Source organism: Rhodococcus sp. 06-221-2, assembly GCF_002258365.1.
Taxonomy (GTDB): Bacteria; Actinomycetota; Actinomycetes; order Mycobacteriales; family Mycobacteriaceae; genus Rhodococcoides; species Rhodococcoides fascians.
The window spans coordinates 533064-544471 of sequence record NZ_NOYJ01000030.1; the positions used below are offsets into that span (position 1 = coordinate 533064).

General features: G+C 64.1%; 9 protein-coding genes. 3 read left to right on the plus strand and 6 right to left on the minus strand.

Annotation, left to right across the window (positions count from 1 at the left end; genetic code table 11):
* Positions 1-21: 21 nt before the first annotated feature.
* On the minus strand, positions 22-1299 hold the full coding sequence (locus CH281_RS18640; RefSeq protein WP_094695189.1) for an FAS1-like dehydratase domain-containing protein: 1278 nt from the start codon (positions 1297-1299) through the stop codon (positions 22-24).
* Positions 1300-1366: 67 nt separating this feature from the next.
* Positions 1367-2320, minus strand: a complete 954-nt coding sequence (locus CH281_RS18645; RefSeq protein ID WP_256983756.1) for an NAD(P)H-dependent flavin oxidoreductase — start codon at positions 2318-2320, stop codon at positions 1367-1369.
* A gap of 106 nt (positions 2321-2426) precedes the next feature.
* Here CH281_RS18645 and CH281_RS18650 point away from each other — a divergent pair, with 106 nt between their 5' ends.
* Positions 2427-3395, plus strand: a complete 969-nt coding sequence (locus tag CH281_RS18650; RefSeq protein WP_094695193.1) for an LLM class flavin-dependent oxidoreductase — start codon at positions 2427-2429, stop codon at positions 3393-3395.
* 11 nt (positions 3396-3406) lie between these two features.
* Here the strand turns inward: CH281_RS18650 and CH281_RS18655 are convergent, their stop codons facing one another.
* Positions 3407-4183 (minus strand): FadR/GntR family transcriptional regulator, encoded by a 777-nt coding sequence (locus CH281_RS18655; RefSeq protein WP_167329530.1) that lies wholly within the window; start codon positions 4181-4183, stop codon positions 3407-3409.
* 142 nt (positions 4184-4325) lie between these two features.
* Here CH281_RS18655 and CH281_RS18660 point away from each other — a divergent pair, with 142 nt between their 5' ends.
* Positions 4326-5525 carry an epoxide hydrolase family protein gene (locus CH281_RS18660; RefSeq protein ID WP_094695197.1) on the plus strand — a complete coding sequence of 400 codons (1200 nt, stop codon included), beginning with the start codon at positions 4326-4328 and terminating at the stop codon, positions 5523-5525.
* A 39-nt stretch (positions 5526-5564) separates the two neighbouring features.
* The gene (locus CH281_RS18665) at positions 5565-6365 is read left to right on the plus strand and encodes an enoyl-CoA hydratase/isomerase family protein (protein ID WP_094695199.1); all 801 of its coding nucleotides are present in this window, start codon (positions 5565-5567) and stop codon (positions 6363-6365) included.
* Positions 6366-6457: 92 nt separating this feature from the next.
* Here CH281_RS18665 and CH281_RS18670 read toward each other — a convergent pair whose 3' ends face one another.
* The 3 genes from CH281_RS18670 to CH281_RS18685 all read right to left on the minus strand — a co-directional run bounded on the left by CH281_RS18670 (position 6458) and on the right by CH281_RS18685 (position 11365).
* On the minus strand, positions 6458-6643 hold the full coding sequence (locus tag CH281_RS18670; protein ID WP_094695201.1) for a hypothetical protein: 186 nt from the start codon (positions 6641-6643) through the stop codon (positions 6458-6460).
* Positions 6644-6669: 26 nt separating this feature from the next.
* Positions 6670-8733 carry a linalool dehydratase/isomerase domain-containing protein gene (locus CH281_RS18675; RefSeq protein ID WP_094695203.1) on the minus strand — a complete coding sequence of 688 codons (2064 nt, stop codon included), beginning with the start codon at positions 8731-8733 and terminating at the stop codon, positions 6670-6672.
* 2227 nt (positions 8734-10960) lie between these two features.
* Positions 10961-11365, minus strand: coding sequence for a nuclear transport factor 2 family protein (locus CH281_RS18685; RefSeq protein ID WP_094695207.1), 405 nt, complete (start codon positions 11363-11365; stop codon positions 10961-10963).
* Positions 11366-11408: the final 43 nt, after the last annotated feature.

Genomic DNA, 11408 nt, shown 5'->3' on the forward strand with positions numbered 1-11408 from the left:
GTCCAGCGCGCTGGAGCGGCCTTATTTGCGACGTTCGGCAACGAGCTCCAGGTGACGCGCGTACATCTCGGCCGCCTTGCGCTGTTCGCTGATCTCGGGCTGCGGAAGCACCACCGCACCACCGATGCGACTCGGTAGCGCAACCGTGGCGGTGCCGAAGGTGGTCTTCTCGCCACGCTGGTTCGTCATCTGCATCTCGATGTCGACCACACCACCTTCGAGGGTCTGACGTTTCTGGGTGATCGCACCCGAGATGAACTGGGTGTCGCCCTGATAGTTGAACTTGCGCATCGAGTCCTCCTGCCGGAGCACGAAAGCATCATCGCCGGCCCAGTCGGTCAGGTAGTGGTGCAGCCATGTCTGTCTCATGACTCCGTAGTCGTAGGCGCGTGGATTGCCGATCGCCTTGGCCCACTCCGAGTCCCAATGCAGACGCTGAGCGACGTCCGGGACACCTTGGTCGTTCTTGACGAAGAAGGCCGGGATCCGTTGCCGGTTCTCGTACGCCAAGCGACTCGACTTCAAGCCGTAGGGTGCGAAGCCGTAGCCACCCGCATGAAAGGCGACGATCTCGGTGGTCGTGAGAGGTCCCTTGACCATCGGGGGCAGATCATCGCCCACGGAGACGTCCTCCCAGTACCGCGGATCGGCACCGCGCGGACCTTCTTGGGCGTAGATCTCCTCGATGCGCCGCATGTCCTCGTCGGTGTACGAAGCGGGCTCGATCGTGGAGTTCTTGCCACGCTCCCGAGCCTTCTTTCGTTCGCTGAGGACCCGCACGACTCGCTGGATCGCGACGATCTCGCCACGCTGGTTGAGGCGAACGCTACGACGAACCTGGATAACCGACGTTCCGGAGAATTCGGAGTTCTTGACCTCGATCGATTCCTCGCCCGCATAGGCCACGATTCGGTCGCCAGGAAGAATCGGCCGGAACCAATCGTTGCTCCCGCCCGACACGAAGACGTGAATACCGGTGAACAGGCCCTTCGCGGCGCGCTTGATCTCGTCCGGCATCGGATCACCCAGCATCGGCGCCCCCATGATCTGGGACATGATGTTCGGTGCCACCTGCGAGCCCCAGCGTGTCGACTCCCCGTAGTGCTCGTCGGTGTAGAGCGGGTTGCTGTCCCCCACGCCCCACGCGAAGTTGCGAATGCTGTCGTAGGACGCCGTCGTGACGTGCTCTTGGTTCTTGATCGGCGTGTCGACCCCCAGGAGGAGCCGGGCGCGCTCCACGTCCCCCTCTGTGAATACCGCCTCGGTGGCCTTCTCGAACTCGGTGGTGACGTCTGTCATGGTGAGGCCTTCCTCAGTTGAACGGCCGGCGGCGTCCGCGCCGCCGGTACATGGTGATCTCGGTAGGTCAGCCCGGAGCCACGGCACTGGCGGCGCGAACCGGCACCGCGCTTGCGGCGTCGTACTCGACGCGCAGTCGGTCGACGAGGACCGAGACGGGGGCGACGTCCTCGATCAGATCGACGCCCTGGCCTGCGGACCAGACGTCCTTCCAGGGACGTACGCCGTCCTTGCTGCGCGCTGCGAGTTCTCCGTCCAGGTCCACTCCCAGAGCGGCGGCCGACGGGCGAAGCCATCGGGCAGGCCCACCACCACCGAACGGGGTGAAGACGAGATCGTCGGACGTGGCCTCGACCAGCATGCGCTTGTATTCCGGCGGCGCCATCGACTCGTCGGACGCGATGAAGCGCGTGCCCACATAGGAAAGGTCGGCCCCGAGCACCTCCGCGGCGCGGATCGCAGCTCCGTGTGCCACTGCGCCGGCCATGACGATGGTGCCGTCGAAGATCGCGCGCAGGCGCGGCACCAAGATCAGGTGGCTGACCGTGCCGGCGTGCCCACCACCCCCGGAACCGATACACACCAGCCCGTCGACGCCGGCGGCGATCGCCTTCTCGGCGTGACGCCAGGTTGTGACGTCATGAAACACCTGCCCGCCCCACTCGTGGACGCGCTTGGTCAACTCGGTCGGATCGCCGGCCGCAGAGACGACGATCTCGACGCCGTGACGGGCACAGATCTCGAGATTGGCGGGGATGTCGTCTGGAGACACCCGTCCGGTCAGGTTCACTGCCAGCGGTCCGTGAACCACTCCCGGACGCGCAGCCTCATCGGCTGCGAGTCCTGCGCGGATGTCGCCGAGCCACTGGTCGAATCTTTCCGACGAGCGAGCATTCTGGCGAGGCAGCACTCCCATGAGCCCTGCCTTGCACGCCTCCCGCACCAGGTCCGGACCGGACACGAGAAACATCGGCGCGCACACGGCAGGTACGGCCAATCGGTCACGCCACGCGTTTGTCACCGGCTGCCCTTCGAGTCATCTGACGACGCCTGATCGCCACTTTGGTCTATACAGTACCCTCTTTAGGAGAGAGACGCACCCGCGTCCAGGAAAGACGGGGCCTGGGATGAAGGTCGGCATACATATAGATGTACGCAATCCCGCGGGTTGGCGAGCACCGTGGGACCGCGTCTACGGGTTCAACCTCGAGCTGTGCCAAGAGGCGGAGCGTCTAGGCCTGGAATCGGTCTGGCTCTCCGAGCACCACCTGTTCGACGACGGCCACCTCCCCCAGCCGTTGACGTTCGCCGCCGCGGTCGCGGCCCGGACATCGTCGATCCGCATCGGGACGGCGATCATGCTCGCCCCGCTGCGGGTCGCTGGTCATCTGGCAGAAGAGGCGGCGGTGGTCGACCAGCTGAGCAGCGGCCGTCTCGAGCTCGGCCTCGGCGCGGGCTACCGCGCCCCGGAGTTCGACCTCTACGGCGTCGACATCGACCAGCGTTTCACCGACACCAATGCGCGGGTCACCGAACTACGCGCCATCTGGGCCGAGGGTGCGGTCACGCCGCCGGCAGCTCAGGAGAGGCTGCCGATCTGGCTGGGCTACAGGGGCCCCAAAGGAGCGCGTCGCGCCGGTCTGCTCAACGAGGGCCTGCTGTCGCTCGATCCTGGTCTGTTGCCCATCTACCGAGCCGGGCTGCGCGAGGGCGGGCACACCGAAGAGGATGCACGCATGGCAGGTCCCATGAACCTATTCGTCAGCGACGACCCCGAACGTGACTGGGCGATCGTGCGAAAGCACCACCATCACCAGTGGGACTCTTATCGCCGTATGTCTGCCCAGGAGACCGGCGTTCCGGTGCGACCTTTCGACGGCGAGAGGGCCCGCGCTCGGGGGCTGACGCCTGGACTGGGCAACATTCTGGTGGCCACTCCGGAGGATGCTGCGGCCCAGATTCTCGAACGGCTCGCAGGGTGCCCTGTCGTGCGAATATTCCCGTGGGCATCGCCCGGGGCCCTCCCCGAGCAGCTGGCCATGCAGCATGTGCGCACACTGGCACAGAGTCTTGCGCCCCTGCTGGCGGACGCCTGACCCAGTGAAAGTCAGCGGTAGTAAGCAGACATCGCTTCGAGGTGCTTGGCCAGGCGGTGTTGCGCCACCGCCAGGTCGCCGTCGATGAGCGCCTCGACGATCCGGCTGTGCGTGTGGTGCAGGACGCCCGCGGTCTCCGGATCGTTGGGAATGTTCTGCTTGGCTCGCTGCTGGGTGAGCCTGACCAACACGTCGACGAACAACCGCAGCGCGGAATTGCCTGAGAGCTCGGCGAGCAGAACGTGCAGATCACTGTTGTGAGCGCCGACGCCTTCCGTCTTCATGACGCGTCCTTCGTCGGCGATGGCCTCTCTCAGACGAGCGATCTTCGCCTCGTCGAGATTCTCGCTGAGCTGGCGCAGGCACGTGAATTCCAGCGCCGTCCGCACTGCGAACAGATCCTGCTGTCGGACCGAGGCGAAGTCGAGGTACAGCGCAGCCGATGCCAACACCGACTCGATGTTCGGCTCAGTGACGATCAGACCGCCGCTGGGCCCACGACGCATCCGAGCGACGTTGTGGCTCTCGACAATGCGGATACCCTCGCGAAGCACAGCCCGGCTCACCCCGTGCTGAGCGATGAGGTCGGATTCCGACCCGAGGTTCGCGCCGACGGGCCACTTCTTGGCCATGACCTCGGCCTCGATCCTGGTAGCCACACGATCGGCCAGCTTCGTCGAGCCACCGGTCTTGGCGACAGCGGCCTCCGGCATCCGCTCATCGATTCCCGATCCAGGGCGGGAGTCGTTCGGAACATCTGACTCGACCTCCTCGGAGCTTGAGGCCACGAACTCTCGTTGAGTACTCATAATGCTATGCATCATATCCGAGTAATGCCGCGATTCACGCAGCGAACGATGTAGGTTCTCTAATACGGTATACTTTATCAGCTCGCCTCACACGTCCGCAGCCGGCCTCCGGGAGGTTTTCATGATCCTGCAGCGCTCTGTCCGAGACCTCACCCTCACCACCCCTCTCTCCGCGGTCGACGATCTGCGCCGACGGCTGGAGGGCACCCGCTGGCCCGACGACGTCGCGGAGTCGGGCTGGGCGGCGGGCATGCCGATCAGCGCCCAGCGTGAGCTGGTAGATCGTTGGATGAACTTCGACTGGTCGGCGAGGGAGACAGAGCTGAACCGGGACGATCACCATCTCGTGACGGTCGGTGGAAATCAGATCCACGCCGTGAGGCACCGGGGCACGGGACCGGCCCCTCTGCCACTGGTGATCACCCATGGGTGGCCGAGCACGTTCCACGAGTGGCACAGGGTCATCGGCCCGCTGACAGACCCGGAAGCCCATGGCGGCGACCCTGCCGATGCGTTCGACGTCGTCACGCCGTCCCTGCCGGGCTACGGGTACTCGCCGGCTCCTTCGAAGCCCGGGACGACCCCGCGCGACATCGCCGCACTGTGGGTCGAGGTCATGGCCGCTTTCGGCTACGACCGATTCGGAGCCCAGGGCTGCGACTGGGGGTCCTTCGTGACCTCCTTCCTGGGACTGGATTATCCCGACCGCCTGATCGGGGTGCACATGGGAATGGTCAGCCTCGGCGCCCCCCGAGACCCCGGAGTCTCGCCGAGCGCCGAAGAGAAGGAATACGCCGCGCGCTTTCGCGCGTGGCGGGCGGTGGAGCACGGGTACGTGGCCATCCAGTCGTCCAAACCGCAGACGTTGGCGACGGCGCTCACCGACTCACCTGCCGGAATGGCGGCCTGGATCGTCGAGAAGTGGTCCACATGGTCGGATCGCCACGCAGACGGCAGTTCGATGGTGCCGTGGGACGACATCCTGACGACACTGTCGATCTACTGGCACACCCGCACCATCGGCAGCGCGAACCGCCTCTACTACGAAGCCGCCGTGAAGCCGCAGGGTCTTACGGCCGGCGAGCGCGTCGAGGTGCCGTCCGGATTCTTGCTCGAGACGGGTTCGCACCAGCGTGTGACGGGGCGGCAGCGCGGCACGGCCGCCGCGGATAGGTTCGGTGCACCTCCCCGTTCACGCGTCGAGCAGGCATTCAACGTCGCGCGGTGGACGGAAGCGCCGACCGGGGGACACTTCCCCGCCCTCGAGACGCCCGACCTATACGTCGACGAGGTTCGCGAATTCTTTCGACCCCTCAGATGACTATGCCCATCATCCAGTCAACAGCACGAAGGAACCACCGTGACCAGTGAAACAGGGGTCGACATCACGCGAGACGGCGTCGTCCTGCGTGTGCACCTCAACCATCCCGCCTCCGGCAACGCGCTGAGTCAGGCCGGCATCGACGCCTTCGTGGCGGCGCTCGACGAGGCGACCCGGTCCAACACCGTCAGGGTCATCGCGTTGACCGCCGAGGGGCGACACTTCTGCACGGGAATGAACCTCGTGGAGGCCAACACCACCAACCAGGAGCGGCCACGAACCGGGCACCTGCGCCGGCGCACGAACCTCGGCGCCAACCGTCTGGTGAAGACGTTGATCGAGGTGCCCCTCCCCGTCGTGACGGGAGTGCGCGGGTGGGCCGCGGGCATCGGCAACATGCTCGCGCTCTCATCGGACTACGTGGTGGCGTCGGAGACGGCCAAGCTGTGGGCACCCTTCGTGGGGCGTGGCTTCACCCCCGACAGCGGCACGTCCTACCTGTTGCCCCGCCTGGTCGGCACGCAACGGGCCAAAGAGATGGTGCTGCTCTCGCGCCCACTCCCGGCCGAACGAGCCGAGCGTTGGGGACTGGTCAACGACATCGTGGCGGACGACGCTGTCGAGGAGAGAGTCGAAGAAGTGGTGCAGGAGTTCGCCCGCGCTGCGACCGTGTCCGTCGGACTGGCCAAGCAGATGCTCAACCGCAGTCACGAGATGACCCTCGAACAAGCTCTCGACCGCGAGGCCACGGCGCTGGAGATCTCGCTGCGTACCGCTGATTTCAAGGAGGGCATGTCTTCGCTGCGCGAAAAGCGGGACCCCGAGTACCGCGGTACGTGAACGGCCTCGAGGCGCTGAAGTCCAAAAAAAGGGGGCGATGTCGATGACGTCGCCCCCTTTTGACGGACTGGCCGCCGGTCCTTGTATCGGGGTCAGCGCCTCGAGTACCAATACCGCTCGACGGCCCGCTGGAATGGCGTTCCGGGCCGAAGGCTGATGAGGTGCAGAAGGCGGTACCAGTTCTCGATGCTGATCCAGTTCTCAGCCGTGTGGCCACTCTTGGTGGCAGCTTGCCGAGCAGCCGACGCAAACGCCATCGATCGCATGTTTTTGCTCATGTAAGTGCTCCTTCGAAGTCGCGAGCTCATCGCGCGTTCGTCTTTGTATCGGTCGGGCGTACGTTGATCGCGGTGCGGCCCGCGAGATGTGCGGGAATAACGGCTTCGCCGTTCTCGTCGGCGACGACAGATGCCGTCACGTCACCCGTGACTTCGTAGGGAATCCCGGGCGTGAGGCGAGCAAGAGTCAGCCGGGTGTGGGCCTCGTCGTCGACCGGATGCAGGACGAGATCCAGCGCCTGGCCGTCAGTCTCGGCCCGGGCCACCATCGCGTCAGCGAACGGGACATCTTTCAGGATGGGGCCCGTCGCCCACGTCTCGGGGAGACCACGATCTATGAGATCCAGCCACCCACCCTTGCGCCCGAATACTCCCATAGCGACGTTGGCCTTCGACATGACGGAGGCTCCAGTGAATTCGAGGCTTTCACGCGTCCGCACGGGGTTGGCGACTTCGAGCAGCTCGTTCCAGGCCACCGAAGCGCGCTCCTCGTCACCGGCCTCGCGCGCAGCATGCATCACTGAGCCGTACATGCCTACCTTGCTGGCTCCGGCATTGCCGTAGTCGAGTCCTTTCGGCATGTCCCGGAAGACCGTGCCGCTCACTTTGCCGTCGTCGTCGGTCAGCCAGACCCCTGCCTTCAACAAAGCCCAGCCGCGGTCGGCCAGGTCGGGGATGAGCGGACGAAACTCGACACTTGTCGTGGGTAGGGCCCCATTCCCGTAGCCGGTCCGACTCGACTTGAAGTGCATCACGAGTCCGTCCGGGCGGTGCAGCTCCTCATCAGCAGTGCGGGTGAATCTGCCCTGCAGTGAGGGCCAGTAGTCGCTGCCCGTCATTCGGTCTTGGATCTTGAACGCATTGGCACCCACGCTGTTGCAGTAGGGGTAGAGCCAGTTCGGCTCACAGACGATCATGCCCCACTCGGAGGCGTCGATATCGCGCGCCATAGCGTCGCAGATGGACGGCAGACTGTACTCATAAGTCCTCTTGCGATCCCAGTGGAACTTGACCGAACCGGGCTCGGCGTAGCGCATGTCACCCGTGGCTGACTGGTAGGTGCTGAGCTGCAGTCCGAAGAACCCGGACAACATGACGTTCTGCTTGCGCACCGGGTCGGGATTGGACTCGAGGTTGCCCCAGAGATTCTCCAGCCACCAATAGCTCCAGACCTTGCGCTGCTGAAATTTCTCGATCAGGCGACGTTGCGCTTCACTGAGGTAGCCGTGAAAGGCTGGCATCCGCGAGTACTGCAGCGCCGACAGTGCCCAGCCGAGCCAGTTGAGCTGATACCTGATGGCCGTCGGCTGGAACTGCTCCATGATGTCGTAGTTGTCCCAGTTGTCGGCGTCCTGCAATGCGATCCCGAGCAAGTGTCGAGCGAAGAGCAACTCGTCCTTGGACAGTTCTTGGCCCACGAAGGGTTCTGGACGGTCGTCCCCCCGCAGCGGCGGCTCGAAGTGCTCCAAGTACTGATTGGTCTCCAGCGCCGTGGCCTTCTGCTTCTCGAAATCCTTCTTCAGACGGATCGCCATTCCAGCAACCGCTCCGCCCACCGCGAGGGGAACGGCATAGCGAACGAAACCGGCCTGTCCGCGCCCTTCAGCGCGACGGGCAGAGAGTGCGGCAGACCCCAGCCAAGCCAGCGGGGTCACCAGATGATTGCCCGAGCCGATCCACAGCACGAGCCCAAGTGCCGAGCTGCCTGCAGCGGCCGCTCCGCGAACGGGCTCCTTGTTCAACAAGTCACCACCGCCGGGAACCATGAGTCCAAGTCCGGCGGCGCGCATCCTGGGCGACTTTCCGGCCGCCGCCAGCACAAGCCCTACGGCCTCCATCGCACCGAGAATGGCAAATGCGCGGGCCTGGCGCTTGCGAGTCAGCGGCCCACTGCGGAAATCGCGGGGCGGGATGGTGATGCTGGTGGAATGAACGACGTCTCGGTGGGTACCCCCGTCGAAGGGCGGCACGCTCTCCTCGCCGATAGCCTTCGGACGGTCGATCAGCCTGGCCGCCAGCGGCACGATGGCAAGTCCGGCAACGACTGCACGACTCGCGCCGCCCCTCTGCTTATTGCGCTTCTTCTTCATGGCATGCTCCTACATCGAGATTCTGTGGTTCGGAAGAGTAAAGAGATTCAGCTTCGAGTCGCGCTCGTGTGCGCGCGACGCTTGCGTTCGTTCTGGCTTGCGAGCTCGCTCACTGACACCTTGCGGTTGCCGGCGAGCCTCGAGAACGCCATTCGGATCAAGGTCCCGATGAAGATGCAGCACGCCATCTCGTCACCCCCTTTCTATGTCGAACTCGGAGCGACTGAAAGCAGTCGCGAAGTGAAGCGGCACCAAGAAGAGGAAGCCCACAGTCATCATCAGCACCCCGGCTCCTGGTCGGCCATGGCGCGCTGAGGCCACCGGACGTCACGTGACCTAGGGGGGCCGGAGAGCGGTCGGTCCGGCCAACGCCGCACCAGCACGGACACAAGGACCGTTAACGACAAGAGTCGAAGGCTGATCTCGGGACCGCGAGCCATGCCTTGGTCCATCGCCACCGTGTCGTGATGCATGCTCATCGGATCGTGACCGCCAGCCGAAGACTTCGCCAGCTTCCAGAGGATCCACCCAGCCCCCGCAGCTGCAAGGAACTCGGCCGCGCCCAGGGCTGCAAGCACCACAAGCCGACGTTGTTTGTCACACCGGATTTTGCGTCGGTGAGCGAGGTGGTCATGATCTCCTCCTCGAGGATTCGGGTTTACGGTGTCCAGTTGTCACCGCAGGCGAAAACTCGATGCGACCAACCGACGTGATCACGATCACCTTTTTCGCCCAGGTTGTAAATCGCGTAAGCAAGCATCTCAACGTGCTCGAAAGGGCATTGCGCGGTGCGAAGCAATCTCGTGCGCGTCAATGACCGCGAAGCGACGCGTGATCCGTCCAGATGTTTCTGGAGGGACCAACGCGTGAGCGCCTCCTCCGGATTGAGAGTGCGCGTGCGCTTGTAGTTGAGTTGCTCCTGGTGGAGTTGCTCGCGTGGTCGGGTGTGAGGTCATCTGCAGTAGCTGTGGGTGGCGTTTGCGGTTGTAGAACGCGACCCACTGTGCGGTGGCCAACGACAGTTCTGCTGCGCCGAGGTAGCGAGGGCCGTTGTCGGCGAAATCGTTCTAGTAGTCAGAGTTCACCGATTCGGCGGGGGCATTGTCGTAACTATCGCCCACCGTTCCAATCGACGCTGCGATGTGCCCTGCGCCGAACGTTGCCCGAACGCGATTGCCGTATACAACGATTGGACGTGGATTATCGTCGGATGGGAGGCCGCATCGCAGATGACCACGGGACTCGCCGATACAGCCATCACTAACGCTATCGATTCCCGAAAACGTTATGCACCAATTAATTTAAAGGATCCGATCCACCACAGTGACGCCGAGCGAACACATCGACGACGAACGCCGTGAACGTCCACCCCCACATGTCGCGGCGATAAGTGGGGGTGGGCAACTCACAGCCGGTTCGCTGCAACCGCGGTGAACCGGCGCTTCAAAGATCCCCCGCCCGTGCGTGGGCCGCGCCGGCAACGTGGTGCGGAGCCACATTCTTTTGTGTACCGTGCCACTCCATTTCCGCATCAGGCGTTCGACGATACATCGACCTACATCAATACATCTGCGGCGCAGCATAATTTAGGCCTTCCGCGAACCGAGCACCCGTGCGAGCGGTTGCCGTGCCCGGAGCATGCACGTGGCATCGATGACAAGTGCATCGGACATCGGGCATCGGAATGCATTCGAGCGCACGACACCCATGCGACATGGTCGTACGACGTGGACGGGGCGATGCTCATGTAGTGCTCGGAAAGCACCGTGTACATCGAGTCGATACCCCAGACAAGAGCGATCGGCACCCACCCGGTTTCCCCGGTGAGTGCCGATGAAATCCACAATTGTCGGTGGTGCCGGTCGATTTCGGCCGCGAAAAAGTTGACGCCGACTTCAGGATCCCGTTGGCCCGTTCGAACTCTGGGTCACCCTGACGCAACTTCCTGATAACCTCGGGGTCGGTGTCTCGACAATGCCGCCCGGCCCGTCGATGGGCACCTTCCGAAACCACTGGCGAACGGTCTCAGCGGCACCCCCACCGAGCGCATCTGCCGTCTTGCGCATCGCCGCCAACTCCGTGTAGAGCTCCGCGCCACCACATCGACGGCATCCTTCTCGAACTCCGCCGAGCACCGCTTCGATCCTGCTCCATGAGGTTTCACTGTTCCCTGAGACAAACCCTCCGAAAACACTGGGACGGATCAGCGAGGGAGCATCATCACAACTCACAACGGGCCGTCTAGCTCCAGCGTCCGCTCCTGCCACCGCCAGGTCTCACCGTGCCGCACCAGCCGGTCCCGATAGCAGCCGGTGGCACGAATTGCCGGCGGCTGCGCACGCCCCGACGCCAAGGTGAGGTAGTAGACCGCGACCGCCGAGACGTCGTCGACCTCCTCCACCCACAGGTTGGTGACGATGTGACGGGAGGTGCCGATCGGCTTCGCCCACCCGGCGGATAGCCTCCCGACGATCGTCTCGCGGCCTTCGGCCCGGCGCAGCTCGGCACCGTCCAGGTTGAACGTGAAGTGTCCGTCCTCGGCCCAGGCCTCCAACACGATGTCAGCGCGTTGGTGATCCATACCGTAAACTGCGCGGGAGATGAACTGACTGATGGATGCGTACTCGTCCATGGGGACTCTTGTTCTGTCGTGGGATGAACGGGATGGTCAGCGG

Bases quoted from the DNA above. Each gene is read 5' to 3' on its own strand.
- CH281_RS18640 (WP_094695189.1), bottom strand. From the start codon at position 1,299: ATGACAGACGTCACCACCGAGTTCGAGAAGGCCACCGAGGCGGTATTC.
- CH281_RS18650 (WP_094695193.1), top strand. From the start codon at position 2,427: ATGAAGGTCGGCATACATATAGATGTACGCAATCCCGCGGGTTGGCGA.
- CH281_RS18660 (WP_094695197.1), top strand. From the start codon at position 4,326: ATGATCCTGCAGCGCTCTGTCCGAGACCTCACCCTCACCACCCCTCTC.
- CH281_RS18670 (WP_094695201.1), bottom strand. From the start codon at position 6,643: ATGAGCAAAAACATGCGATCGATGGCGTTTGCGTCGGCTGCTCGGCAA.
- CH281_RS18675 (WP_094695203.1), bottom strand. From the start codon at position 8,733: ATGAAGAAGAAGCGCAATAAGCAGAGGGGCGGCGCGAGTCGTGCAGTC.
- CH281_RS18685 (WP_094695207.1), bottom strand. From the start codon at position 11,365: ATGGACGAGTACGCATCCATCAGTCAGTTCATCTCCCGCGCAGTTTAC.